This is a genomic window from Allobosea sp. BE125 (assembly GCF_031456075.1).
Taxonomy (GTDB): Bacteria; Pseudomonadota; Alphaproteobacteria; order Rhizobiales; family Beijerinckiaceae; genus Allobosea.
Window position 1 is genome coordinate 376,085 of sequence record NZ_JAVDTY010000003.1, and the last position, 26,581, is coordinate 402,665.

The 26,581-nt window shown below is 66.3% G+C and carries 20 protein-coding genes; 15 read left to right on the top strand and 5 right to left on the bottom strand.

Features of this window, described 5'->3' with window-relative positions; translation table 11 throughout:
* Positions 1–3 precede the first annotated feature (3 nt).
* From tagF to J2Y55_RS10290, 3 genes are all read left to right on the top strand, one after another.
* Positions 4–741 (top strand): type VI secretion system-associated protein TagF, encoded by a 738-nt coding sequence (tagF, locus tag J2Y55_RS10280; protein WP_310151733.1) that lies wholly within the window; start codon positions 4–6, stop codon positions 739–741.
* On the top strand, positions 741–1,604 hold the full coding sequence (locus tag J2Y55_RS10285) for a PP2C family protein-serine/threonine phosphatase (protein WP_310151736.1): 864 nt from the start codon (positions 741–743) through the stop codon (positions 1,602–1,604). The genes tagF and J2Y55_RS10285 overlap by 1 nt, the downstream gene beginning before the upstream one ends.
* A 102-nt stretch (positions 1,605–1,706) precedes the next feature.
* Positions 1,707–4,994, top strand: coding sequence for a serine/threonine protein kinase (locus J2Y55_RS10290; protein ID WP_310151741.1), 3,288 nt, complete (start codon positions 1,707–1,709; stop codon positions 4,992–4,994).
* Between the two features lie 365 nt (positions 4,995–5,359).
* On the opposite strand, the gene J2Y55_RS10295 is transcribed toward J2Y55_RS10290, so the two are convergent.
* The 3 genes from J2Y55_RS10295 to J2Y55_RS10305 form a co-directional block, all read right to left on the bottom strand.
* Entirely contained in the window at positions 5,360–5,701 is a 342-nt protein-coding gene (locus J2Y55_RS10295) for a hypothetical protein (protein ID WP_310151744.1), read from the bottom strand.
* 174 nt (positions 5,702–5,875) lie between these two features.
* Positions 5,876–6,439, bottom strand: coding sequence for a DUF6931 family protein (locus tag J2Y55_RS10300; RefSeq protein WP_310151747.1), 564 nt, complete (start codon positions 6,437–6,439; stop codon positions 5,876–5,878).
* A gap of 4 nt (positions 6,440–6,443) precedes the next feature.
* Complete coding sequence (locus J2Y55_RS10305; RefSeq protein WP_310151750.1) at positions 6,444–8,327, bottom strand: type VI secretion system Vgr family protein; 1,884 nt, start codon at positions 8,325–8,327, stop codon at positions 6,444–6,446.
* 329 nt (positions 8,328–8,656) lie between these two features.
* Between J2Y55_RS10305 and J2Y55_RS10310 the strand changes: the two genes are divergently transcribed.
* The 8 genes from J2Y55_RS10310 to tssH all read left to right on the top strand — a co-directional run bounded on the left by J2Y55_RS10310 (position 8,657) and on the right by tssH (position 19,456).
* Positions 8,657–9,952, top strand: coding sequence for a type VI secretion system protein TssA (locus J2Y55_RS10310; protein WP_310151753.1), 1,296 nt, complete (start codon positions 8,657–8,659; stop codon positions 9,950–9,952).
* An 80-nt stretch (positions 9,953–10,032) separates the two neighbouring features.
* Positions 10,033–10,554, top strand: coding sequence for a type VI secretion system contractile sheath small subunit (gene tssB / locus J2Y55_RS10315; RefSeq protein WP_310151756.1), 522 nt, complete (start codon positions 10,033–10,035; stop codon positions 10,552–10,554).
* Positions 10,555–10,647: 93 nt separating this feature from the next.
* Positions 10,648–12,141, top strand: a complete 1,494-nt coding sequence (gene tssC, locus J2Y55_RS10320) for a type VI secretion system contractile sheath large subunit (protein WP_092164285.1) — start codon at positions 10,648–10,650, stop codon at positions 12,139–12,141.
* Positions 12,142–12,272: 131 nt separating this feature from the next.
* Positions 12,273–12,758, top strand: a complete 486-nt coding sequence (locus tag J2Y55_RS10325) for an Hcp family type VI secretion system effector (protein ID WP_310151764.1) — start codon at positions 12,273–12,275, stop codon at positions 12,756–12,758.
* 124 nt (positions 12,759–12,882) lie between these two features.
* Positions 12,883–13,428 carry a type VI secretion system baseplate subunit TssE gene (gene tssE, locus J2Y55_RS10330; protein WP_310151768.1) on the top strand — a complete coding sequence of 182 codons (546 nt, stop codon included), beginning with the start codon at positions 12,883–12,885 and terminating at the stop codon, positions 13,426–13,428.
* 252 nt (positions 13,429–13,680) lie between these two features.
* Positions 13,681–15,642 carry a type VI secretion system baseplate subunit TssF gene (gene tssF / locus J2Y55_RS10335; RefSeq protein WP_310151772.1) on the top strand — a complete coding sequence of 654 codons (1,962 nt, stop codon included), beginning with the start codon at positions 13,681–13,683 and terminating at the stop codon, positions 15,640–15,642.
* Positions 15,639–16,682 carry a type VI secretion system baseplate subunit TssG gene (tssG, locus tag J2Y55_RS10340; protein WP_310151775.1) on the top strand — a complete coding sequence of 348 codons (1,044 nt, stop codon included), beginning with the start codon at positions 15,639–15,641 and terminating at the stop codon, positions 16,680–16,682. The genes tssF and tssG overlap by 4 nt, the downstream gene beginning before the upstream one ends.
* Positions 16,679–19,456 (top strand): type VI secretion system ATPase TssH, encoded by a 2,778-nt coding sequence (tssH, locus tag J2Y55_RS10345; RefSeq protein ID WP_310151778.1) that lies wholly within the window; start codon positions 16,679–16,681, stop codon positions 19,454–19,456. Before tssG ends, tssH begins: the two co-directional genes overlap by 4 nt.
* A 425-nt stretch (positions 19,457–19,881) precedes the next feature.
* On the opposite strand, the gene J2Y55_RS10350 is transcribed toward tssH, so the two are convergent.
* Both J2Y55_RS10350 and tagH read right to left on the bottom strand, forming a co-directional pair.
* Positions 19,882–20,391 carry a PAAR domain-containing protein gene (locus J2Y55_RS10350; RefSeq protein ID WP_310151781.1) on the bottom strand — a complete coding sequence of 170 codons (510 nt, stop codon included), beginning with the start codon at positions 20,389–20,391 and terminating at the stop codon, positions 19,882–19,884.
* Between the two features lie 162 nt (positions 20,392–20,553).
* Positions 20,554–22,032 (bottom strand): type VI secretion system-associated FHA domain protein TagH, encoded by a 1,479-nt coding sequence (gene tagH, locus J2Y55_RS10355; RefSeq protein ID WP_310151784.1) that lies wholly within the window; start codon positions 22,030–22,032, stop codon positions 20,554–20,556.
* 431 nt (positions 22,033–22,463) lie between these two features.
* Here tagH and J2Y55_RS10360 point away from each other — a divergent pair, with 431 nt between their 5' ends.
* From J2Y55_RS10360 to nikC, 4 genes are read left to right on the top strand one after another with little or no spacing between them, the layout of a single operon-like run.
* Positions 22,464–23,258 (top strand): GntR family transcriptional regulator, encoded by a 795-nt coding sequence (locus J2Y55_RS10360; protein ID WP_310151787.1) that lies wholly within the window; start codon positions 22,464–22,466, stop codon positions 23,256–23,258.
* Complete coding sequence (locus J2Y55_RS10365; RefSeq protein ID WP_310151791.1) at positions 23,258–24,766, top strand: ABC transporter substrate-binding protein; 1,509 nt, start codon at positions 23,258–23,260, stop codon at positions 24,764–24,766. Before J2Y55_RS10360 ends, J2Y55_RS10365 begins: the two co-directional genes overlap by 1 nt.
* Positions 24,767–24,771: 5 nt before the next feature.
* Positions 24,772–25,698, top strand: coding sequence for an ABC transporter permease (locus tag J2Y55_RS10370; protein ID WP_310151794.1), 927 nt, complete (start codon positions 24,772–24,774; stop codon positions 25,696–25,698).
* A complete protein-coding gene (nikC, locus tag J2Y55_RS10375) occupies positions 25,695–26,546 on the top strand; it encodes a nickel transporter permease (protein ID WP_310151797.1) in 852 nt (283 codons plus the stop codon). The genes J2Y55_RS10370 and nikC overlap by 4 nt, the downstream gene beginning before the upstream one ends.
* Positions 26,547–26,581 lie beyond the last annotated feature (35 nt).

The following is a 26,581-nucleotide window of genomic DNA, read 5'->3' on the forward strand; positions in this document are numbered from 1 at the left end:
AGGATGCACTGCGCCCTTTTCGGCAAGCTACCGGCCAAGCGCGACTTCATCGCGGTGAACATGCCGCGCGAACTCCTGCGCTTCTGGGAGATCTGGCTGCAAGGCGGCATGGCAGCCAGCATCCAGGCGCTCGGGCCGGGCTGGAAGGAGGCCTATCTCAGCGCGCCGATCTGGCGCTTCTGGCTCGGCCGCTCGCATCTCGGCAGCGAGGTGCTCGGCGCCTTCATGCCTTCGCTCGACGGCGTCGGCCGCTATTTTCCGCTCGCGGTCCTGGCGATGGCGCCCGAAGGACAGGCCTTCGCCGCGCCGACCGAGAACGCACAAGCCTCATGGTTCGAGAGCGCGGAAGCCTTCCTGCTCGATACGCTGGAGCCCGACGCCGCCTATGAGACGACGCTGGCCGCGCTCGACAGCCTGCCCTTGCCCGAGAGCGTCGCGCGCGACACGCAGCCCGCGATCGTCGCCTCCAATCGGGGGCTGCTCGGCGTAAGCGGCGACGCCACGACCGAGATTCCTGCCTTGCTGGCGCGGCTCGAACGGTCGGACAAGGCCGCCCGGCAGGCGGCCGGCTCCTGGTGGTGGAGCATCGGCGGCGACAGGTTTCCGGCACTCGCGCTCTGTGCCGAGCGGCTGCCGGAGGCGCAGCATTTCACGCTGCTGCTGACGGGCCCGGCCGCCAGTCCGGAAAGCGCCGGCGCTGACGAGAGCGCGCAACCGGCCAGGATCGGAGTCGAGCCCTGATGGACAGCACCCTTCCGCCCCCGTCCATGCGCGCGAGCAACGATCCGCTCGCCATGCTTGCCGGCGCGCTCGACCAGCAGGCCAGCTTCCGCTTCGAGACCGGAGCGACCACCGATGTCGGCAAGGTGCGCAGCGAGAACGAGGACAGCTACATCGTTCACGCCGACGCAGGCCTCTGGTGCGTCGCCGACGGCATGGGCGGTTACGAGGCCGGCAAGCTCGCCTCCTCCTCCGTCGTCGAGGCGCTGCGCACGATCGGCCAGGCGGCCTCCGCGGCAGATCTTCTCGCGCGGTTCCAGGACCGGGTGCTGCAGGCCAATATCGGCCTGCGCAAGGCCGGCGAGGAACGTGGCCTTGCGACCTTCGGCACCACCGTCGTCGCGCTCCTGATCTATGAGCGCTTCTTCGCCTGCTGCTGGGCCGGCGACAGCCGGACCTACCGCGTCAGGCAAGGCCAGCTGTCGCAGATTTCGCGCGACCACACTGAGGTGCAGGACCTCGTCGACCAGGGGCAGCTGACCCCCGAGGAAGCCAAGCGCTGGCCGGGGCGCAACATCATCACGCGCGCCATCGGCGTGAGCGACCTCCCCGATCTCGACCTGATTCAGGGCGTGGTGGAAGATAGGGACGTTTTCGTGCTATGCAGCGATGGCCTGACCGGCCATGTCTCGGATGCCGAAATCCTGGCCGGCGTTGCCGGGCGCGCGCCGCAAGCGGCCTGCGACCATCTGGTCGAGCTCACTCTTGCGCGCGGCGCGAGCGACAACGTCACGGTGATCGTCGTGGCCTGCGAGCCGAAGGACGCGGAAGCGCCAGTCTCCCCTTCGCCGGCCAGAAGCGACGCCGACGGGCGCGAGGCCTGAAGCGATGCGGCGGTATGAAACAGGGATGACGGAGATGCGGCGGCCTTGCCGCAGCCTTGTCCGCGCCCTGTCGGCCGCCAGCTCCCGCGAAGGGCGCGCGCCATGAGCGACAACGGCGCCACCGTCATCATTCCGCGCGCCCGCGTCGCCGTCGGGACGACGCTGAACGGCATCTACCGGATCGACCATCCCATCGCCGCCGGCGGCATGGGCGAGATCTACAAGGGCTACGCCATCCAGACCGGCGATGCGGTGGCGATCAAGATGATCCGCTCCGATCTCGCCGAGAACGAAAGCGCGCTCGCGCTGTTCCGCAAGGAAGCCTCCTCGCTGCACAACCTGCAGCACGAAGCGATCGTGCGTTATTACCTGTTCTCGATCGATCCGCAGCTCGGCCGCGCCTATCTGGCGATGGAGTTCGTCGACGGCACCTCGCTGAAGGACCATCTCGTCCGCGGACCATTGTCCTTCGAGGACACCTGCATTTTGCAGCAGCGGATCGCGTCGGGGCTGCATTCCGCCCACAAGCTCGGCATCATCCATCGCGACGTCGCCCCCGACAACGTCATCCTGCCCGGGGCCGACGTGGCCTTGGCCAAGATCCTGGATTTCGGCATCGCGCGCTCGACGCGGGCCGGCGAGCAGACGATCATCGGCAGCGGCTTCGCCGGCAAATACAACTATGTCTCGCCGGAGCAGCTTGGCCTGTTCGGCGGCGACGTCACCCCGAAATCGGACATCTACAGCTTCGGACTGGTCCTGGCGGAGTGCCTTCAGGGGCGCCCCATCGACATGAACGGCTCGCAGGTCGAGGTCATCGACAAGCGCCGTGTCGTGCCCGACCTGTCGAAGATCGATCCGCGCTTCCGGCCGCTGCTCGAAAAGATGCTGCAGCCCCTGCCGGAGAACCGCCCGGCGACGATGGCGGAGGTCGCGGCCTGGCAACCTGCTGTCGGCAAGCCGGCCAAGGCCAAAGCGACGACGGCGGGCGGCGGCGGCAAGACGGGCATGGCGATCGCGGCCGGCCTCAGCGCCGTCGCACTGCTCGGCGGCGGGCTTTATTTCGGCACCGACCTGCTGAAGGGCGGCAGTAGCCCTGCCCAGATCGCCAGCACCGGGCCGGCGCGCCTGGCCGATGAGGAGGCGCTTGCCGCCCAGGCCGCGCGCCGCGCCAGCGAGGATGCGCGCGCCCGGCAGGCCCAGGAGCGCGCCGAGCAGGAGCAGCGCGCGGCGCAGGAGCGCGCCCTGCAGGAAAAGGCGGCGAGCGAGAAGCTGGCGCGCGAGCGCGAGCTCGAAGAGACGCGTCGCCTGGCCGAGGCGAAGGCAGCCGACGACGCCCGCAAACTGGCGGACGCCAGGGCGGCCGAGGAAGCGCGCCGGATCACTGAGGCCAAAGCAGCCGAGGAGCGCCGTGTTGCGGAGGCGAAAGCCGCTGAGGATGCCCGCCGCGCAGCTGAGGCCAAGGCCGCGGACGATGCGCGCAAGCTCGCCGAGGCGAAGGCGGCCGAGGACGCGCGCCGTCAGGCGGAAGCGAAGGCCGTAGAAGAGCGCCGTGCCGCGGAGGCCAAAGCCGCTGAGGAGGCTCGCAAGCTGGCGGAGGCCAAAGCTGCGGAGGAGCGCCGGATCGCCGCCGAAGCGAGAGCGGCTGAAGATGCACGCCGTCAGGCGGAAGCGAAGGCCGCCGAAGAGCGACGCGTCGCGGAGGCGAAGGCCGCCGAGGAGGCCCGCAAGCTGGCGGAGGCCAAAGCCGCGGAAGAGCGCCGGATCGCCGCCGAACTGAGGGCGACTGAGGATGCACGCAAGCTCGCTGAGGCCAAGACCGCCGACGACGTGCGCCGCCTGACCGAGGCCAAGGTCGCCGAGGATCGCAGGCTCGCCGCCGAGGCGAAGGTCGCAGAAGCCAAGGCTGCCGAGGAAGCGCGCCGCGCGGCCGACGCCAAGGCTGCAGAGGACCGTCGGATCGCAGCGGAAGCGAAGGCGGCCGAGGATGCCCGCAAGCTCGCCGAGGCCAAGGCCGCGGAGGAGGCGCGGAAGCAGGCCCTCGCCAAGGCAGCCGAGGACAAGCGCCTCGCAGCTGAAGCGAAAGCGGCCGAGGATGCCCGCAAGCTCGCCGAGACCAAGGCGGCGGAGGAGGCGCGCAAGCAGGTCCTCGCCAAGGCAGCCGAAGACAAGCGCCTCGCGGCTGAAGCGAAAGCGGCCGAGGACGCCCGCAAGCTCGCCGAGGCCAAGGCTGAGGAGGAGACCCGCAAGCAGGCTCTCGCCAAGGCGGCCGAGGAACGCCGCCTCGCCGCGGAAGCGAAGGCGGCTGAGAACGCCCGCAAGCTCGCCGAGGCCAAGGCCGAGGAAGAGGCGCGCAAGCAGGCCCCGGCCGCCAAGCTCGCAGAGGAGCGCCGGCAGGCGGCGGAAGCCAAGGCGGCCGAGGAAGCCCGCAAGATCGCCGAGGCCAAGGCCGCCGAAGAGGCGCGCAAACAAGCCCAGGCGAAGGCGATCGAGGACAAGCGCCTCGCCGCAGAGGCCAAGACGGCTGAAGACGCGCGCAAAATCGCAGAGGCCAAGGCCGCGGAGGAGATGCGCAAACAGGCCGAGCTCCAGGCTGCGGAGGCCCGCCGCGTCGCCGAGGAGCAAAGCGCCAGGGCAACCGCCGACGCGGAGGCCAACCGCGTTGCCGCCTTGCGCGCCGACGAGGAGGCGAAGCGCAGGATCGACAGCGCCACCGCGGAAACACGGGCCACCGCAGAGGATGCCCAGATCACCGAGCGCCAGCGCATCGCGCTTGAACAGGCGCAGGCGCGCTGGCTGACAGAAGAGGCCGAGGCCATGCGCCGCGCCGGGGTGACCGCGCCGCGCCAATCCATCGAAGAGGTCGAACAGCGCAACGCAGCTGCCCAGGACCAGGGCATGCAGGTTGCCTTGGCAGACCCCACCCTGCTCGCCCCCAAGCCATTGGCCGATCCGCGGCCGCCGCGCCCGGTCCCGACCGACCCTGCAGCGCTGACGCGCGAAACGCAGGAGGAATTGACGCGGATCGGCTGCTATGCCGGCCGGATCAGCGGTAATCTCAATGTCGCGACGCGCGAGGCGCTGCGTATCTACCGCCAGCGCATCGGCGCAGCGCCCGAACCGGCCGCGATCACGCCCGAGCAACTGCTCGATCTGCGCGAGAGGCCTGCCCCGACCTGTCCCCCGACGAATGTCGCCCCTGCGCCGGGCAAGCAGGCCCCTGCCCTCGTGCGCCGCCCGCCACGCACTGAGCCGGTGCAGCGCGCCCAGCAACCCCAACGCGAGCGCGCGGCCGAAAGCAAGCCGGCGCGAGCCGCGCCTGCCCCCGCAGCGGCGCCCGCAGCCGCCGCGCCCAGGCGCGTCACGCCAGGTCTCGGATTGGGATTCTAGAGCGTTTTCGCGCGAAGTGGACTTCGGTTCGCGAGCGATTGAACGATCCAATTGGATCGGAAATTGCCCTCGTGTTCCATTCCATCGGAAACGCACCGCCGTTCCCGGGCAGGCTGCGGCCTGATCGCCATCCTGAGGAGCCGCGGCACGCGGCGTCTCGAAGGATGTTGCAGATGGTTCGGGAGCCTCCTGAAGCATCCTTCGAGACGCCATTCCTTGCGGAATGGCTCCTCAGGATGAGGGCTCGCGGCGTTTCCAAACGGGCTCTGGGCCCGGACGAGATGGAGCGCCCAAACGCAATCGAGCGACGCAATCCTTGCGTCGCTCGCATCACTCATGTGTCGATGGTGTCCGTCGCGAGACGTTCAGTAGACCGTGCCGAGCCAGATGAGGCCGGGCCGCGCGGAGAAAGAGGTGTAGCCTTCAGCGCGACGCGGCGGGCGCGGCGCCTCGACATAAGCCACGCGCTGGAGCGCCGGGGCGGCGCGCACCGGCTTGACCGAGGCCGAGCGTACGGCCTGGGGACGCGTCATCGCGTTACGCGTGGGCGGCAGCGGCGCCATCACCAATTGCGGCTCGTCTTGCACTTCCGCGACCAGAAAAGCGCCGGGAACGATTACGTCCTGCGCCAGCACAGGCGTCAGTCCGATGAGTGCGAGCGCCGTTCCGAAAGCCATGGATCGCGCAGTCGAAAGGCCGAAGGTCATCGCCTTGCTCCATTCTGCATCAAAGCACCGTATCATAACTGAGCCAATGCGCCAACATCTGGAAGGTTCCATCAAACAGGTGAAGAATGTCCGAATCCTGTCGGAACAACCGGATCAAAGCCGGATTCAGGTCGTTTTTGGCGTTCTCCGCCCCTGCCGTCGCCGCCTCCCGCCTCAACCCGGGCGCCTCTGCAGGAGCTTCACGCCGTGGTCGATGCAGGTCGTCAGCCTGGCGCGGCGCTCCTGCGTCGCGTTCCGGGCCAAGGCGATCAGGACTGCGGCGCGAATCGCCTTGGCCGTCAGATGCGGCGGGGCCATCACCGGAGCGTGGGGGTTGTCGGCCATATCGCCGCCAGACCAGGCCGCGCCCAGCGCAAGCCAGGTGCTGGCGTCGGCGCGCACGCCGGCAAAACCGATGCGCAGCGCCTCGATCCGGCGTGATTGCTGCGGATCCTTGACCCAGAGCTCCGCGGCCTGGAAAGCCCGGTTCTGCTCGATGAGAAGGCGCTCTCGCTCATCGGCGAGCCCGCGCACGCAGGAACAGCCCCACCAGACCGCCTCCCGCCTCGGCAGGAGATAGGCGCAGAAGCTGATCGCATCCTCCGGCGTCTTGCTGTCGATCAGCCCGACGAGGAAATCGCGCGGAGTGGCGTCGCTGGGGGCAGCCTCGATATCCTCTCCCGCAGTCGGAAAGGCTTCGAAGACATCGCGCGCAGTGAGAAAGCGATCTTGGCGCATGGCGTCAGTTGATCTTCACCAAGCCACCCGTGATCGTCAGGCTCGCATGGCCCTTGAGCTGCGTCGTCGTGCCCGACATGTCGAGATCCGCCTTGGCCTCGACCTTGATGTTGAGCGACGTCAACGTGATGCTCGAATTGTCCATGACGATCGTCGAATCGCCCACCTTGAGCGTGATCTTCTGGCCCGCCTTGATCAGGATTTCCTGGCTGACGTCGACAACCTGGTTGCCGGTCTCGACCTTGAGGTTGTCGTCGCCCTTCTTCAGTGTGATGTTACGCGAAGCCTCGCCCTTCTCGCTCGAGAAATCCTCGCCGATATTACGGGTCTCGGTGTCCCGGACCAGCGTGTCGAGAAACTTCTCGGCGCGGAACTCGACCTTTTCGGCCTTCTTGGTGTCGTCGAAGGTCAGCTGATTGTAGCCGTTGCTGCCCGTCGTCGTGTCCGATTTGATGCCGTTGATGTTCTTGCTGGCCTTCGTGCCGAACGGCATCTTGTGCTTGCCGTTATAGACGGTGCCGACGACCAGCGGGCGGTCGATATCGCCCTCCAGGAACTCGACGATCACCTCCTGGTCGATGCGCGGGATGAAGGAGCCGCCCCAGGAATCCCCAGCCCAGACCTGCGCAACGCGGACCCGGTAGAGATGCTCGTCGTCGCGATCCCAATGGAACTTGACGAGGATGCGGCCCTGATCGTCGACATCGATCTCCTCGCCCTTCTCGCCGACGACGCGCGCCGTCTGCGGGCCGAAAATCGTCGGCTTGTCCGTGAGCTGCGGCGGTTTGAACGGCCGGTCGGCGAGCTGGAACTCGTATTGCCCGGAATAGTCGTGTCCGCCGGCATCCGCGCCGGAGCGATAGGATTGCAGAGAGACGAAGGAATGCGTCGCCCTGACGACGAGGAACTGCTTGTTCTCGCTGTCGGCGCTATGGCGCTGCAGCGTGGTCAAGCCGCCGGGATAGAGCGTCGCAGCATCGCCCGAGGCGATCCGGCGCCGGTCCGAGGCCTGCTCTGATTCGAGCTTGACCTTGGCCAGGGTCTTGCCATCGCCATTCTCCAGATAGCGGCCGGGATAGTCGTAAACCTCCAGCTTGGAATGCTGGTAGGCTTCCGAGGTCTGCTCCTCCGCCTGCATGTCGGCGTCGGGCTTCTCATAATTGTAGTCGCGGAAGGTGATCTTGCCGGTGCGGAAACGGCGCTCGACCATCCAATGCCCGAGATGCTCGACCTCGCGCCGGTTGTTGGTGTCCAGCGGCAGGAAGGGAATGGTTTCGGTGCCCTGGATCGGCTTGTGCGACGACGCCTGATCGGCCAGCACCAGCCGATGGCTCCCGGCCTCGTGCTCGAAGTAGTAGCAGATGCCGTATTCCTCCATCAGCCGGCTGACGAAGGCGAGGTTCGTTTCCCGGTACTGAACGCAATATTCGAGCTGCGGATAGGATTTGATGTCGAGCCTGAGCTCGCCGAGCTGCCCGTCGCGCAGGACCTTCTCGATGATCTTGTCGACCGTCTGGTTGTGGAAGATCTTGCAATTGGCGGTCTGCCCCAGCAGCCAGAGCCAGGGCCGCAACGTCAGCCGATAGAGGTAGAACTCCTCCTGCATGCCAAGCCATTGCGCCTCGACCAGGATACCGCTGAAGTAGCGCTTCTTCTTGCGAACGACGACGGTGCCTTCGTATTCGACGACATTGATCTCAAGATGGCATTGCTGGCCAAGCGCGGCGTCGAAATCCAGATTCTCCTTCGCGCTCAAGGCCTCGATGCGGTATTCGAACAGCTCGCTCAGACCTTCATTGGCGTCGAGCCGCCGGAAGGCCAGAACATCGCCGCCGAACGGCGTCTTCAGGATCGCGGGTCGGTTGGCCTGGCTAAGTTCTCGGCTCATGTCGGCTCGCATGTCCAATATGGCGGTCGTTAACCAGGCGAAATCTATAGTCCGCCGGCATCACGGTCTAGCACAGAGACCGTCTGACCAAAAGCAAGCCGATGTTTCCGTCAATTCAACCGGCGCGACAGTGCAACTCAGCCCGGTTCTTAGCCGGGACGCGATTGATCTCGGTCCACCATAAAGCCAGGCGATCATTGTAAGATCGAGCAACGCATGGGAAACAAGGCGTTCGTGGACGCCTTGTCACATATCGACGCTACGGCATGATCAAGAACCCCGGCGCGGCAGGGATGCGGGATGAGGGACATGGATCGGGAAAAATCGGGATGACAGCGGACCTCGCCACGACCCTGAGCGAAGCCATCGAGGAGGACGCCCCCTGCGGCCCCGATCTCGACCTCGCCTATGACCCCGATTACAGCCTGTTCGTCGCGCGGGCGGAGGGCCTGCTGCCGGAGAAATCCTTCTTCGACTTCGACCGGACCAAGAACGACCTGGCGAAAGAAAGCAGCGCCGTCGAGACCTTCTTGGAGCGCACCCGCGATCTGCGTCTGCTCGTCCTGCTCGCGAAGCTGCGCATCCTCAACCGCGATCTCAGCGGCTTCGTCGCGGCCCTGACGGCGATGGCGGCCTTGCTGCGCGCACGCTGGGAGCATGTCCACCCCGCCGCCGAAGAGGGCGATTTCGGCCTGCGCATCGTGGTCATCGAATCGCTCGACGATACGACCAGCATCATCATGCCCTTGCTGCACGCCCCCTTGACGGTCAGCCGGCGCATCGGCCCGGTCAACTACCGGATGGTCCAGATCGCCCGTGGCGAGGCCACCGCCCGCGAGGGCGAGCCGGCGCCGGATCTGCAGGCCGTGGAAACAGCCTTCAGCGACGGCGAGATAGCCGGGCTGGTCCAGAACCGCGATCTGGTCGTCGCTGCCACAGCCGCACTGGTCGAGATGGAAACCTGCGTCGAGGAGCAGAACGCCGGCAGCCTCAGCCTCGGAAAACTCAAGCCCACGCTCGACAAGATCAGAACCGAGCTCGACGGCGCTATCGTCAAGCGCGACCCGGGCGCCGCGCTGGCGCCGCAGGCCGCGGGCAGCGCGGAGGCAAACGGCGCAGCCCCGGATGCTGCGGGCCCCATGCCCTCCATCCCGCTCGACACGCCGGCCGGCATCCGCCGCGCTTTGCTGGGCGCCGAGCTCTATTTCCGGACCCGCGAACCGTCGAGCCCGGCGCTCCTGCTGGTCGCCCAGGCGCGCCAGCTCGTCGGCAAGGGGCTCGCTGAAAGCGTTCAGCTCCTGGTCCCCGAGCATGCCAGCGATGCGACCATCAATGTGGGTGGCCGCATGGTCTTCGACCTGCCGATCGAGCGCCTGGCCACGTTGATCGAGGCCGGGGCCGATAGCGAGACGGATGACACAGAAGCCGATCCGCCCGCTGCAGGCAGCCGACGCGAGGCGCTCGACATTCTTCAGCAGGTCGCCACGCATCTGCGTGCACGCGAGCCCTCCAGCGCCATTCCGTTGCTGTGCGAGCGTGCTCGCGCGATGGCCGAACGGGATTTCATGTCACTTTTAAGAGAAATGCTACCGGAACGTGCATTTCGAAACCTCGACGAAAGTTGATCATGGAGTTGACCTTACGGCCGTTTTGAAATGTAGTGTTTCTGCTTCATTTCCGCAGCGAAGCAGCCTCGGGGGTTGACATGTCCGACAGCGGCCAGAAGTTCATCCGACGCAACCGAGCCCCTCGGGTTCATATCAGCTACGATGACCCTTACGATGCCAATCGTAAGATCGAGATTCCATTCGTCATGGGCGTGATGTCGGACCTGTCCGGAAACTATGCCGGCGCAGAAAAACCCGACGTGGCGGATCGCGGTTTCCTCGACATCGACATGGACAACTTCGAGAACCGCATGGCGGCAATCGAGCCTGGCGTCACCTTCCGGGTCGACAACAAGCTCGGCGACACGCCATCGGGCGAAAAGCTCCAGGTCGCGCTGCGGTTCTCGAAGATGGCCGATTTCAGCCCCGCCGCCGTAGCGCGCCAGGTGCCGGCCGTCGCCAAGCTGCTGGAAGCGCGCGAGCAGCTCGCCAACCTCAAGAGCTACATGGACGGGAAAGCCGGCGCGGAAGCTAAGCTGCGCGAGTTGCTGAGCGACCCGAAACTGATGGCGGCGCTGAGCGAGCGCGCCAAACCAGCCCCTGAAGACGAGAAATCCTAAAGCACGCCCGAAATCCCAGGCACGCCCAGTCCTAAGCACGCCCAATCCTAAGCACGCCCACGACGCGCCACTTCGCTTTTTGGAACGGTCATCATGGCTACCGAGCTCAAATCCGCTACCCAAACCGGGCAGACCGAAACGCGCGATGTCGATGAGTTCGCCTCGCTGCTGAAGCAGAGCTTCAAGCCGCGCAGCGAACGCGCCGCGACCGAGGTCGAGAACGCCGTCTCGACGCTGGTCCAGCAGGCACTGGCCGATCAGTCGCTGGTCAAGGACGACGTCCTCGACACGATCGAGGAGATGATCGCGCAGCTCGACAAGAAGCTCTCCGAACAGGTCAACGCGATCATCCACGCGCCGGAATTCCAGCAGATCGAGAGCGCCTGGCGCGGGCTGAACTACCTGATCATGAATTCGGAGACCGACGTTCAGCTCAAGATCCGCGTGATGAACATCTCGAAGAACGAGCTGTCGCGCACGCTGAAGCTGTATCCCGGCGCGAAATGGGATCAGAGTCCGCTGTTCAAGAAGGTCTATGAGCATGAGTTCGGCCAGCTCGGCGGCGAACCTTATGGCTGCCTGATCGGCGACTATTATTTCAGCCACCTGCCGCAGGACGTGCAGTTGCTGCGCGACATCAGCAAGGTCGCAGCCTCCGCGCATGCGCCGTTCTTCGCGGCCGCCGGCCCGACATTGATGGGCATGGATTCGTGGAACGAGCTCGCCAATCCGCGCGATCTCGGCAAGATCTTCGACACGCCCGACTATGCCGCCTGGCGCTCGCTGCGCGATTCCGACGATTCCTGCTATGCCGGCCTGTGCATGCCGCGCGTGCTGTCGCGCCTGCCCTATGGCGCGAAATCCGACCCGGTCGAGGAATTCGGCTTCGAGGAGGAGACCGACGGCCATACCGGCTCGAACTATGCCTGGATGAACGCCTCCTATGCGATGGCGGTGAACATCAACCGGGCCTTCAAGGAATGGGGCTGGTGCACGCGCATTCGCGGCGTCCAGTCGGGCGGCGAAGTCATCAACCTGCCGACACATACCTTCCCGAGCGATGATGGCGGCGTCGACCTGAAATGCCCCACCGAAATCGCGATCAGCGACCGGCGCGAAGCCGAGCTCGCCAAGGCCGGGCTGATCCCGCTGATCCACCGCAAGAATTCCGACAAGGCCGCCTTCATCGGCGCGCAGTCGCTCTACAAGCCGAAGAAATACGACAACAACGTCGATGCGACGGCGTCGTCAAACCTTCGCTCCCGCCTGCCATACATGTTCGCGGTCTCGCGTTTCGCGCATTACCTGAAATGCATGGTGCGCGACAAGGTCGGCTCGACGATGGAGCAGGAGCAGCTCACCGTCTGGCTGCAGGAATGGATCAACCAATATGTCGATGGCGCACCGGCGACATCGACCGAACAAACGAAGGCGCGCAAGCCGCTGGCGGCAGCCAGCGTCCAGATTCGCCCGGACGAGGAAAACCCAGGTTACTACTCGGCGCGCTTCCTGTTGCGGCCGCACTACCAGCTCGAGGGGATGGATGTGAGCCTCAGCCTGGTGTCGCGGCTCCCGCAGAAGTCCTGAGAGGCCGTCTGAACTCGGATTGCTCCAGGTAGCGCGGCTGCAACGACAGCTTCTCTACCGGGGTTGGGAGTGGCACCGGAAGCCCGGGCGGGCAACGGCGCCTAGTCTGCACTGGCAATGGAGAATCCACTATGGCAGCCGAAGACATCCACCTGAAGCTCGAATCGCCGTCAGTCGAAGGCGACAGCACCGTCAAAGGACATGAAAAGGAGCTCGCGCTCCAATCCTGGAGCTTCGGCGCAAGCCAGAGCGCCTCGATGCATGAGGCAACCGGTGGCGGCAAAGGCAAGTCGTCATTCAGCGATGTGCAGTGCTTCATGAAGGCGGACACCGCCTCCGTCACGTTGCTGCAGTTCCTGGCGAAAGGTACCCATATCGGCAAAGGCACGCTGGTCCAGCGCAAGGCCGGCGACAAGCCGCTCGATTTCGTCACGCTGATCATGGAAGAGATCGTCGTCAGCAGTATCAGTTTGAGCGGCTCAGGCGATGAAGCCACCCTGTCGTTCTCGCTGAATTTCGCCAAATTCGAGTATAAATTCGCGGCGCAGGACGCCAAGGGCAACAAGGGCAAGGAGCCCTCGTTCAAATACGACATCGCCAAGGTCGACGCAGCGTAGTCAACCGCGACGGTCTGCAGCACCAGCCTTCGGGCGAGCGCTGTCGCGGCCTTTTGCAGCGCGCGAGATCACGGAAGCCGCACTCCGCGCGGCTTCCGTCGCTGCTTGCTTTGCGGAGTAGGCGATGAGTCGCAAGAAATCGGTCAGCCTGCGGATTCCGTTGATGTCGGCCTTCCGCGCCGGAGCGGAGGCAAAGGATGCCAGAAAGGCTGTCGATCTGCGCGACGAAGCCGGCGAGCGCGTCTTGGCTGGCCGGCTCGTGACCGGCCGGGCCGCGATCTCGGAAAGCCGATTGCGCAGCGAGTTGTCGCGCGATCTCGGCACTCTGCTGAACACCGTGAACCTGGAATCGTCCTTCGATCTCGGCCCCAACGAAGCCGTTCGCCGGTCGATCCTCAATTACGGCCTGCCCGATATCGCGCATCGCACGATCGACGAAGCGGGCATCGAGAATATCGACCAGGAGATCAAGGACGCGCTGCTGCTCTTCGAGCCGCGGCTTGTCCGGCAATCGCTGCATGTCGAACGCGACAAGTCGATCGCCGTGCATGAACTGGCAGTCCGCTTCATCGTGCGCGCCGACATGGTGGCGGACCCGGTCAATGTCCCCGTCGAATTCTTCGCCGAGATGCAGGCGGGCTCGGGCAAGATCATGGTCAGCCGCCTCTAGAGCGGTTTCGAGCGAAGTGGATACCGGTTCGCGTGAAGAAAACGTGTCAAAACAATGATCTAGAGCAGTTGGATGATCCAACTGGATCGGAAATTGCTCTAGAGCCGGCAGACGAGTTCGTTTCGACCTTCGGGAATATGCGCATGACGCCTCCAGACATCATTCCGGCCCGCTCCGGCGCTCATCGCAGCATGAGGGCATGATGTCGCCCAGTGACCGGCTTCCGCTTTTCGACACGACGCTCTAGCTGCCATGGATCGCGAATTCCTCGATCTCTACAACCGCGAACTGGACCTGCTCTACCAGCAGGCCAAGGAGTTCGGCGACGAATATCCCGGCATTGCCGACCGCCTCGGCGGCCTGGTGCGCGACCGCATCGATCCGATGGTGTCGGGACTGCTGGAGGGCACGGCCTTTCTCGCGGCGCGCGTGCAGCTCAAGCTCAAGCATGAATTCCCGGAGTTCACCTCCAATCTGCTCGAACAGCTGGTGCCGAACTATCTGGCGCCGACGCCGTCCTGCATCCTGGCGCGCTTTCAACCCGCCTTCGGCGACACGGCGCTGCGCGAAGGCAAGACCATCGCGAAGGGCAGCTATATCGATGCGACCTATCAGCAGCGCGGCCGCCGGGTCGCCTGCCGTTACAGGCTCGCCTCCGACGTCACGCTCTGGCCCTTCGAGATCACCGGCGCGGAATATTTCGCGACGCCGGCTGCCCTGCAGGGCCTTGGCATCCCGATCGACCGGCGGGCGCTGGCGGGCCTGCGCATCGGCCTGACCCACCGCACCACGCCGCGCCGCGACGACGAGCCTTCCGATACTGAGGCCAAGGCGAAGCCCGAATGCTGGTTTTCCGGAACGAAGCTGGAAACGCTGCCCTTCTATCTCGCCGGCGCGGAGCCGGACGCCCACGCCCTCTACGAACACATCATGGCGCGCTGCATCGGCGTGTTCCTGCGCTATCTCGACCCGTTCGGGGATCCGGTCGCCGTGCCCCTGCCGCAGGATTGCCTGCGGCAGATCGGCATGGATGAGGAGGAAGCGCTGCTGCCGCAAGATTCCCGGATCTTCCGGGGCTTCGATCTGCTGCGCGAGTATTTCATGTTCCCGCGCAAATTCCTCGGCTTCACGCTGGGCGGGCTGAAAGCCGTCCGCCAGTCGCTCGCGGCGCGCAATATCGAGATCGTCATGGTCTTCGACGAGGCAAGCCCGCGGCTCGGCAGCATCGTCGACGGCAATACCTTCTCGCTCTACACCAGCCCCGCGGTGAACCTGTTCGAGATGGGCGCCGACCGCATTCCGATGAAGACCAATGTCCATGAGCACCATGTCGTGCCGGACCGCAGCCGCTATCTCGAATTCGAACCGCACCGCATCGTCGAGGTCTTCGCGCATTTCGCCGGCGGGCGGGAGAAGGTGCCGGTGCGCCCGCTCTACTCCTCCTCGCTCGAAAGCGGCGATGAATCCGGGCTGTTCTACACCATCCGCCGCCTGCCCCGGCGCCGCTCGATCGAGGAGAAACAGCGCGGCGCGGCCTCGGACTATATCGGCACGGACATGTTCATCTCGCTGACCGAGAAGCCGGGCACGGATCTGGCCGCGCGCGTCGTCGAGCTCAGCATCCGCGCCTTCTGCAGCAACCGGCATCTCGCCGAGCAATTGCCGGTCGGCAGCAGCGGCGCCGATTTCCGCCTGCCCGAGGACCAGACGCTCGACATCGTCTGCGTGGCGGGGCCGACGCCGCCGCGCGAGCCGGTCGCCTCCTATCTGCGCAGCCGCGGCGAGACCGCCCATACCGGGACCGTGACCTGGCGTTTGATCAACATGCTCAGCCTCAACCATCTCGGCCTGCTCGAGCGCGGCGGCGGCAAGGATGGGCGGGCGCTGCGCGAGACGCTCGCCCTCTTCGCCGATCTCGCCGACGCCGCCACCGAACGGCGCATCCGCGGGACGCGTTCGCTCGACAGCCGCCCCGTGGTCAGGCGTGTGCGCCATCGCGCGGGGCTGGGCGCGGCGCGCGGCACGGAGGTCACCGTGACGCTGGACGAGAAGGCCTTCGAGGGCTCGGGTGCCTTCCTGCTGGGGGCCATCCTCGACCGCTTCTTCGCCGAATATGCCGGCATGAACCACTTCACCCAGACCGTGATCCGCACGGTCGAGCGCGGTGAGATCGCGCGCTGGCCGCCTCGCGCCGGATCGAGGAGGGTGCTGTGAGCTTCCTCGAGGATCTGACCCAGGAGCCCTGGCGCTTCGATTTCTACGAGACGTTGCGGCGGCTGGAGCGCGCCAACCCCAAGCAGCCCCGCATCGGCGATTCCAGCGCGACGCGCGAGGATTATGTCGCGCTGGGCCAAGACCCCTATATGGATTTCCCGGCTTCGACCCTGGCCAAGGCCGGGGCGGACGCGACCGGGCGCATGCGCATCCTGGTCAAGTTCCTCGGCCTGCTCGGCCCGCAAGGCGCCCTGCCCTATGCCACGACCGAGGAAGCCCATGGTTGGCTGCTCGCCGGCGACGACGCCTTTCCGCGCTTTCTCGACCTGTTCCAGAATCGCTTCCTGCAATTGTTCTTCCGCAGCTGGGCCGACGCCCGGCCGGTCGCCCAGCATGACAGCCTCGACCATGACCGCTTCTTCGATTTTGTCGGTTCCGGCATCGGGCTGGGCAGCGCGCCCTATCGCGGCCTCGACGCCACGCCGGATGCGCTCAAGGCCAGCTTTTCCGGCCTGCTCGGCGCGCAGGCGAAATCGGCGGCGCGCCTGCGCGGCTTTCTCGAGGGGATGTTCGATCTCAAGGTCGAGATCGACGAATTCGTCGGCATGAAGATCGAGTTCGAGGAAAGCGATCGCTCCAGCCTCGGCGGCCGCCATGCCCGGCTCGGCGTCGACATGCTGATCGGCGCCGGTGTCTTCAGCATCGAGGACAAGATCGTGGTGCGGCTGCATACGGCCGATCTCGACGAATACCGGCGCTTCCTGCCGAGCGGCGACATCTGCCAGGTCCTGAACGACGCGATCTTCTTCGTCGTCGGCCACGAGATCACCTGGGATATCGAACTCACCATCCCCGCCAGCAAGGTCGAGCCGATGCGCCTGTCGCGCTCGGGACAGCTCGGCTGGACCTCATGGCTCTCGCCGAAGCGCGATGTGGATGCCGACGAGATCCGTTGCGACGCGCGCTTCCAACCGGGGCAGAAGACCGCCCCGCAGCCGAAAAAACCGCCGAAAACCAACAAGACGAAGGGGCCGTCATGAGCGAGATCAGTCTGGAGGCCATTACCGGCAAGCTCAATCGCCTAGGCTACGACGCCTTCATCCAGGCGCTGCGTGGGGCCAAGCGCAGCGGCAACCGCAATGTCGAAGTGGCGCACTGGCTGCTTCATCTGCTCCAGAACGACAAATCCGACATCGCCATTACGGTCGACCACTACAAGCTCGACCGGGCGAAGATGCTGAGCGAGATCGGCGCGGTCGTGAACGGCTTCAAACGCAACGAGACCGAGATGCCAGGCGTCTCGAACCAGGTCACCGACCTGCTCGATCGCGGCTGGCACTACGCCACGCTGTTCTTCGGCGAGACCCAGATCCGCTCCGGCCATGTCCTGGTCGCGGCGCTGAAATCGCTCGATGTCCGCCGCGCCTTGGTCGACGCCTCCAAGGAATTCGCGAAAATCCCGGTCGACACGCTGGCCGGCGAGCACCGCACCGTCTGGGCCCAGTCGGACGAGGAAGCGCTTCAGCCGATGGACGGCTCGGGATTGCGCGCGGCCGGCACGCCGGGCGCGGAGGCCGCGCCCGGAGCCAGAGGTTCGACCGCGCTCGACCGTTTCTCGATCGACCTCACCGCCAAGGCGGCCTCGGGGACGATGGACCCGATCACCGGCCGCGACGACGAGATCCGCCAGATCATCGACGTGCTGATGCGCCGGCGCCAGAACAACCCGATCCTCACCGGCGAGGCCGGCGTCGGCAAGACAGCCGTGGTCGAGGGTTTTGCCCAGCGCATCGCGTCGGGCGACGTGCCGCCGCCTTTGCGCGGCGTCAGGCTGTGCTCGCTCGATATTGGCCTGATGCAGGCCGGCGCCTCGATGAAGGGCGAGTTCGAGCAGCGCCTGCGCTCGGTCATCGACGAGGTGCAATCCTCACCGACACCGGTGATCCTGTTCATCGACGAGGCGCATACGCTGATCGGCGCGGGCGGGGCCGCGGGCACCGGGGACGCCGCCAACCTGCTGAAGCCGGCTCTGGCGCGCGGCACCTTGCGCACCATCGCGGCGACGACCTGGGCCGAGTACCGGCTCTATTTCGAAAAGGATCCGGCGCTGACGCGGCGCTTCCAGCCCGTGCAGATCGACGAGCCGGACATCGCCCGCTGCTGCACCATGCTGCGCGGCATTCTGGGGCCGATGGAGAAACACCATGGCGTGCGCATCTCGGATGCGGCGATCGTCGCGGCGGTGTCGCTGTCGCACCGCTACATCCCGGCGCGGCAACTGCCCGACAAGGCGGTGAGCCTGCTCGACACGGCCTGCGCCCGCGTCGCGATCAGCCAGACGACGACGCCGGCCTCGATCGAGGATACGCGCATCGCCATTGCCGCGCTCGACAAGGAGAAGACCGCGCTGGAGACCGATCGCGACATCGGCACCGACGCCAGCGAGCGTCTCGCCGAGATCGCGGTCGAGACCGCGACGCTGCAGGAGAAGTTGGCGAAGCTCGAAGCCGAATGGGCGTCCGAAAAGGCGATCGTCGACGAGATCAAGGCGCTGCGCGAGAAGATCGCCAAAGCAGCAGCCGACAAGGCAGCAGCAACCAAGGCCGCTTCCGCCACCGGCACGGACGCCGACAATGACGCCGCCGACAATGATGACGTCGCCAATGACGACACAGCCCCCGCCGCCGCGCCGATCGGCGAGGATGCGGAAGCGGCTCCTGCCGATGCGGAAGCGGATTTCGCCGCGCTGAAGGACAGGAACGCCTCGCTCGAATCCCTGAACCCCGACGAGCGCAAGATCTACGCCCATGTCGACGAACAGGCTGTCGCCGCAATCGTCTCGGACTGGACCGGCATTCCGGTCGGCCGGATGGTCAAGGACGAAATCGAGACCATCCTCAACCTGGCCGAGACCTTGAACAAGCGCGTCGTCGGCCAGGCCCATGGGTTGGCGATGATCGCCAAGCGCATCGAGACCAACCGCGCCAAGCTCGACAACCCCAACAAGCCGATCGGCGTGTTCATGCTCTGCGGACCCTCAGGCGTCGGCAAGACCGAGACGGCGCTGGCGCTGGCGGAGGCGCTCTATGGCGGCGAGCAGAACATCATCACCATCAATATGAGCGAGTTCCAGGAGGCGCACACGGTCTCGACGCTGAAAGGCGCGCCTCCCGGTTATGTCGGCTATGGCGAGGGCGGCCGCTTGACCGAGGCCGTGCGCCGCAAGCCCTATTCGGTGGTGCTGCTCGACGAAGTCGAGAAGGCGCACCCGGATGTGCACGAGCTGTTCTTCCAGGTCTTCGACAAGGGCCAGATGGAGGACGGCACCGGCCGCCGGATCGATTTCAAGAACACGCTGATCATCCTGACCTCGAATGTCGGCACCGATGTCATCATGGACATGGCGCGCGACCCGTCAGCCAAGCCCGATGCCGAGACGCTTTCGGCGGCGCTGCGCCCATCGCTGCTGCAGGTCTTCCCGCCGGCCCTGATCGGCCGCCTCGTCACGATCCCCTATTACCCGCTCTCGCCCGACATGCTGGGCGGCATCGTGCGCCTCCAGCTCGACCGCATCGGCAAGCGCATCCGCGAGAACCACAACGCGGCATTCATCTATGGCGACGAGGTGGTCGCGCATATCGTCTCGCGCTGCAACGACCCGGATTCCGGCGGGCGCATGATCGACAACATCATCACCAACACGCTGCTGCCGGCGCTCTCGCGCGCCTTCCTCAACAAGGCGATCGAGAAAACCGACGTGAAGAGCGCCAAGGTCGCGATTGCGGATGGGCAGTTCGCCTACGAGGTCACGTAGCGCGGGAACACTTCGTCGTTCTGGACAGGCCGCGCAAGCGGCGCCGATCAGGGTCCATCGTTCAGCGTCATTCTCGGGGCTCTGCGCTTCGCTCCGCCAGAGAATGAGGCACCCTTCTTCCCTTCTCCCCTGGCGGGAGAAGGTGGCGCGTAGCGCCGGATAAGGGGCGCGGTGCCCTGTCCGGTTGGCGTCGTGTTCGGCTAGATGGAAAGCTCACAGCGCCCCCTCATCCGTCTCGGCTGCGCCGAGCCACCTTCTCCCGCGAGGGGAGAAGGGTTCCCCGAGCTCTGCCGTCATGCTCGGGCGCAGACCTGAGAAACTCATGACCTGAGTGCGCTGGTTTATGAGATGGGCGGGTCAAGCCCGACCATGACGCACTTCGAATCCCAGGTCTGGGATGAGGGCTGGAATCACCAATCGGGCACTCAGCCGCCGATGATCACCGTCGGGCAGCCCATCATGATCTTGTTGGGCGGCCCGAGCGCCTCGACGATGGTGTCGCCCATCCGGCAGGCCGGCAAACCGTTGATCATCACGGTCGTCGAGCCATCGACGACGACGCCGGGCCCATGCGGCGGCAGCGGTAAGGGCGTGGCGCAGATATGGATGTCGACCCCGCCGCCGCCTGCTGCCGCGCCGGTGATGGTCGCGCTCATCGCGGTGGATGCCGCCGTCTTGGCGGTCTCCTCGGCTGTGACCGCAGCCGGGGCGCCGGGCGTGCCCGCCGCGGCCACCTTGGCAGCTTTCGCCGCATCGAGCGTCGCGTCCGAGGCTTGCTTCGCCGCCTTCACGGCAGCCGCACCGGCCCCGCCGATGCCGCGCCAGGCCGGCAGGCCGCCGATCAGGACATTGGCGCTGCCCGGCCCCGGTTGCAGGATCGGCGGCAACGGGTGCAGCACGGGATCGAATATGCGGGCAGCAGGTCCGGTCGGCATGGCTCGGCCCTCCGTCGAGTGACGCTGCGGAAACTCTAGTTCGTGCGTGGAAAGCTCGCAAGACGGCTCGGGAGCCGGTTTGGACATTCCAGCCCTCATCCTGAGGAGCCGCGAAGCGGCGTCTCGAAGGATGAGGGCTCAGGGAGAAGCCAAACTAGCGGCTCACGAGCGCAGCTTGCTCGCCAGCCTGTCGTAGCATTCAGAAAAATACAGCATGAAGGCATCGACCAGGCCGTTATCGTGACGCTCGGTCTTGGCCTTCCAGCGCGTGACGAAATGGTCCCAGAGCTTGGCCTTGCGCGAGCCCATCAGGCCGCCGAGCCCGCCTTCCTTGTCCGTAGCCGCTTCGATGACGGCGGGATCCAGATCCGCGACCACCATCTTCAGCGCCTGCTGCATGGCGGAGTAGGTGTTCATCTGGTGGGTCTTCAGATCCTTGAAGCTGTCCTCGAGCGCCCGCCTGGCGTCGAGATAGCTCGTCGTGCTGGGCCCGAACATGGTCCGCAGCGCGTCCTCGACGGTCGGCGAGAATTTCAACGGGTTGTTCTCCAGCGCCTGGATCATGGTCTGGTTGGTGCTGCGCACCAGGCCCTTGGTCTCGGCCCGCGCCTGCAGCATCTGCTTGACGTTCTCGCAGGTGATCCGCAGCAGCAGGCCGGCGAGCTCGGCCATCTCCTCGGGCGAACGGCGGTTGAAGATCTCCTCGCTGACGCCGGCGCCGCGCGCCATCCTTGCAGCGAGCTGATTGCCGATCTGCGCCTGGGCCGAAGCCTGGGCAGGCGAAGCCTTGACCGAAGTCGGCGGAGCGGCCGGCGGTGGCTCCGGAGCCGTGGCGACGGCGGCAGCGGCGGCAGCCGGGCGCGCGGGTTTGGCAGCCAGGATCGCGGCCGGCGGCGAGGTCATGTAGCCGCCCAGGGGCACAGGCGAAGGCTGTGCCGGCTCGGGCGCATCGGGAATGGGGTGGATCGACCAGTCGCCGCGCGGCGCCGGCAGCGGCGCGGTCATCGGTGGCAAGGCCTCGAAGCCCGGCGCTTCACCATTCGGGCCCGGCGGCGGAACGGGCGCAGGCGCAGGTGTGGACACGGCGGGGGCAGCGCTCCGGTCCGGCGGCAGCCAGGCCGGTTCGTTGCGGCGCGCCGGCTCGTCGATATCCGGGATATCGACATACCAGTTCATCAGGTCGTTCTGCTCGGCCGCCGGGCGCGGCGGCCTGAGCTCGGAGGCCGGGATCGGCGGCGCGGTCGAGGCGCTCTCCCACATCTCGTCCGGCCGGGCGAAAGACGGCGCGGCAGCCTCGGGCGCGGTCTCCGACGCGCCTTCGCTGTCGACGCTTGCCCCGATGATGTAGTGACCGATCTCGAGCCGGTCGCCATCCTTGAGGCGGTGCGGCCCCGACATGCGCAATTCGCTGCCATTGACGAAGGTGCCGTTGCTCGACACGTCGTGCAGCCAATAGGCGCCGTCGCGGAAACGCACCTCGCAGTGCCGGCTGGAGACGATCCGGCCAGGGTCGGGCAAGGTCCAGTCGAGATACTGGTCGCGGCCGATATCAAGCCCGCGCTGGCCCTTGATGGTGATCTGGAGCGGGCCGCCATCGGGCAGCCGGTCCACATTCTGTATCGACAGCGTAAGCGACGGCACGCGCAGTTTCCCGTTCACACAAAGCCCGGCCGTAATCCTACGCAAGTATCGTACGGCTCGACGGGAAAATCATAGTGCGACGTAAGGAAAGGTCAAAGAATCCTTAGCGTCGAAGGCAAGCATTGCGACGGCCGGATCGCACGGCCCGCAGAACTGGTGGCTCCCCGCCATTCCGGCACGGGACCGGTCGGCGCGGCCACCGCCTCGAAACGGGGTCTTGGAGCGCTCTCTGAGATGTTCCGCAACGCTCATCGGCCGTCATTGCGAGCGCAGCGAAGCAATCCAGGGGACGTCGAGCGAGCCCTTCTGGATTGCTTCGCTGCGCTCGCAATGACGAGGGAGCGGCGGTGAGGTCACGGGCCAAACGCTCCTCGCGATAAGATGTCACATGACACTTGTGAAATCTCACAAACCGTTCCAGATTGCCGGCCATGCTCGACACCTCCTCGCCCTTCGTCCCCACTGCGACCCTGCCCGCCTCCGAGGCGCGGATGGATGTCGCGACCCGGCGTTTGCGCAAGGCGGTGATCGCCTGCGAACTCGCACCGGGCGATTTCATCCACGAGGCCGCCCTGGCCGAGCGCTTCGGCCTCGGTCGCGCCGGCATCCGCGTCGCGCTGACCGCCTTGTCGGCGCAGGGCTTCGTCAGCCGGCACGCCAGGCAGGGCTGGCGCATCGCCCCGGTGGACGGCGCGCTGATCGAGGCGGTGCTGGATGGCCGCCGCCGATTGGAGCCGTCGCTCGCGGTGCAGCGCCTCAATGGTCAGGCACGCGACCTGCTGATTTCGCTGCTCGGCGTGATGGAATCGGTCTTTGGCCGCAGCGAGCCCGCCGCCTTGGCGACCGCGCGCCTGGCCGAGCGGCAATTGCGCGATCTGCTCGTCAGCAGTGCCGGCAGCTTCGCACGGCGCTGGCTCGGCGAGATCTGGGACCATGCCGACCGCATCCTGCGCCTGCTCGATCTCGCCGGCCATCCCGTCGCGCCGCCCGACCGGCGCGCGCTGGCGGCAGCGCTGATCGCGGGCGATGCGGACGCCGCCCGCTTCGCGATCACGCAGGAGAACGAGCGCTTCGCCGGCGCCCTCGCCCATGGCTTCCTGTCGGTGTCGGCTCGCCTGGCGCAGCCGGCGGCCCGCTCGGCGCGCCGGCGCAGGGCACGGCCCATGACCGCAACCGCGGACACTCCGATCCCTCTCCCTATCCCCCTCTCGAAGGAGCAGCAGTGATGAGCATTCTCTCGCGGACCACTCATGTCGCGGCCGCTCTGGCCGCCGTGCTCGCGCTTGGCGCTGTTCCGGCCCAGGCCTCGAAGGAGCGGCTCGTCGTCGACCTCGTCAACGAGCCGTCTTCGCTCGATCCACAGGTGCAGTGGAACCCCGACAGCTACTATGTCTACCGCAACATCTTCGACAATCTCGTCACCCGCGACGACAAGGGCGAGATCGTCCCGCAGGTTGCGACAAGCTGGAAATATCTCTCCGACACGGAGATCGAGTTCGAGCTGCGGCCCGACATCACCTTTCATGACGGCTCCAGGCTGACGGCCGACGACGTCGCCTACAGCGTCAAGCGCATCACAGATCCGAAATTCGGCAGCCCGCAGCTCGGCCAGTTCGACAAGATCACCGACGCGACCGCGCTCTCGCCGACCAAGGTCAAGCTCACCACCAACGGCGCCTATCCGGCCCTGCTCGCCCAGCTGGTCAAGCTCTCGATCGTGCCCAAGGCCATCGTCGAGGCGGTCGGCAAGGACGCCTTCAACCTGAAACCCATCGGCAGCGGGCCCTATAAATTCGAGGCCTGGCAGCGCGGCGTGCAGGTCTCGCTCGTGCGCAACGACGCCTATTGGGGCGATAAGGGCCCCTTCCCGGCCGTGATCTTCCGCGCCGTGCCTGACGGGGCGACACGGCTCGCCAATCTGCAGGCCGGGACCAGCGATCTCGGCGTGACGCTCGATTCAGACCAGGCCGGCCAGCTCAAATCCGCGACCAAGGCCAAGGCCCTGATCGGCCTGACCGAGCGCGTCGCCTATCTGCGCCTCAACACGGTCAAGCCACCCTTCGACAACGTCAAGCTCAGGCTGGCAGCGGCCTATGCCATCGACAAGGAGGGGCTGGTCGACGGCCTGCTCGGCGGCTTCGACAAGCCGGTCTCGCAATTGCTGACGCCGGCGAGCTTCGGCTGGGTCGAAGGCCTCAAGGGACCAAGCTACGACCTCGCCAAGGCCAAGGCCCTGGTCGCGGAGGCCGGCCCGGCGGCGAAAGCCGAGATCGAGCTCTCGACCTCGCCCGTCTTCGACCAGCGCATCGTCCAGGCGATCCAGCAGCAGCTCAACGATGCCGGTCTCAACGTCAAGATCGCGATGTCGGACATGGCGAGCTACCTCAAGCGCTCGCAGGCCGGGCCGGAGGCGACCTCGACGCTGAGCTTCGGCCGCTGGTCCTGCGCCTGCCAGGATGCCGACGGCGTGCTCTTCCCGCTGATCCACAAGAGCAGCGGCTGGTCGGCCTATCGCAACCCCAAGGCCGACAGCCTGCTCGAAGAGGCGCGCCAGACGCTCGACAAGGACAAGCGGCTTGCCGCCTATAAGCAGGTTCACGAGATCATCGCCGCGGAAGCCCCGCTGGTGCCGCTCTATCAGGCAGTCGTGATCTACGGCGCGACCAAGAACCTGCAGTTCAAGCCGACGCCCAATGAAAGCATGTTTCTCAACCGCATGAGCTGGACGGACTGAGCTTCGTGCAAGGCTTCCTGCTCAGGCGTGCCGGACAGGCGCTCGCCACCATCATCGGGGTGGTGACGCTGATCTTCTTCGTCCAGCGTCTGACCGGCGACCCGACCTATCTGCTGGTGCCGGAGACGGCGACCAAGGCGGATGTCGATGCGCTGCGCCATGCGATGGGCTTCGACCGGCCGCTGCCGGTCCAGTATCTCGACTTCCTGGCCGATCTCGCCCGCTTCGACCTCGGCCAGTCCGTCGTGCAGCGCGTGCCGGTGATGACGGTCATCGCCTCGCGCCTGCCCTATACGCTGATGCTGGCGGCGGGCGCGCTTCTCGTTGCCTGCGGCATCGGCGTGCCGATCGGCATCCTGCTCGCGGTCTTCCGCGACAGGCCGATCGCCAAGCTCGCGGCCGGCTTCGTGCTCGCGGCCCAGAGCATGCCGACCTTCTGGAGCGGCATCCTGATGATCCTGGTCTTCTCGGTGCTGCTCGGCTGGCTGCCGCCCTCCTCGACCGGCGACCTCTGGCATCTGGTGATGCCGTCCTTCGCGCTCGGCCTGCTCTCGATGGCGACCTTCGCGCGGATCACGCGCTCGGCCCTGCTCGACGAATTGTCGAAGGACTATGCCCGCACCGCCCGCTCGCGCGGCGTCCGCACCGGGCGCCTGCTCGTGCGCCACATTGCACGCAACGCCTCGATCCCACTGATCACGGTCGCGGCGCTCGAAATCTCCAACCTGCTCGCCGGCGCCGTCATCGTCGAAACCGTCTTCGCCTGGCCCGGTATCGGGCAGGTCACCGTGCAGGCGATCCTGGCGCGCGATTTCATGATCGTGCAGGGCGTCGTGCTGATGGGCGCTTTCGTCACCGTGGCGCTGAACCTGATCTCGGACCTGCTCTACAGCCTGGTCGATCCGCGCATCGTGCTGGATGGCGGGCGATGAGCGCTGTTGCCGCCTCGCCTGCGCGCCGCAAGCGCCAGCTCTGGCGCTGGTGGCCGCTGGCGATCGTCGCTGCGGTGGCGCTGGCCGCGATCCTGGCGCCGTGGCTCGCGCCCTATGACCCCAATGCCCAGAACCTGGTCGGCCGCCTGAAACCGCCGGGCACGGTCTCGCGCAGCTTCCATTACTGGCTCGGCAGCGACGAGCTCGGCCGCGACCTGCTCAGCCGCATCATCCATGGCGCACGCGTCTCGCTGATCGTCGCCTTCGCCTCGGTCATCCTGTCGGGCACGGTCGGCATCACGCTCGGCATGATCGCGGGCTATCGGCGCGGCTGGATCGAGGTCGCGGTGATGCGCGTCGTCGACGTCTTCCTCTCGATCCCCGCCGTGCTGCTGGCGATCATCACCGTCGCGGTGCTGGGGCCGAGCCTCGTCAATGTCGTCCTGGTGCTCGCCTTGACGCGCTGGCCGCGCTACGCCCGCGTCGCCTATAGCCAGACGCTCTCGATCGCGACCATGCCTTATGTCCGGCTTGCGGCGCTGATGGGCGCCAGCGCGCCGCGCGTCCTCTTCCGCCATCTCCTGCCCAACATCATCGGCGCGGTCTCGGTCGTAGCGACGCTCGAATTCGGGCTGATGGTGCTGTTCGAGGCCGGGCTCTCCTTCCTGGGCCTGGGCGTCCAGCCACCGACCGCGAGCTGGGGTGCGATGCTCTCGACGGGCCGCAACTACGTCGCCACCGCCTGGTGGGTCGCGACCCTGCCGGGGCTTTGCCTGTTCGTGCTCGTGCTTGCCGTCAACCTGACCGGCGACGCCGTGCGCGACCGCCTCGACCCCCGTTTTCGCTAAGCATGCGCCAACCATTCGAACTTTGAGGACCATTG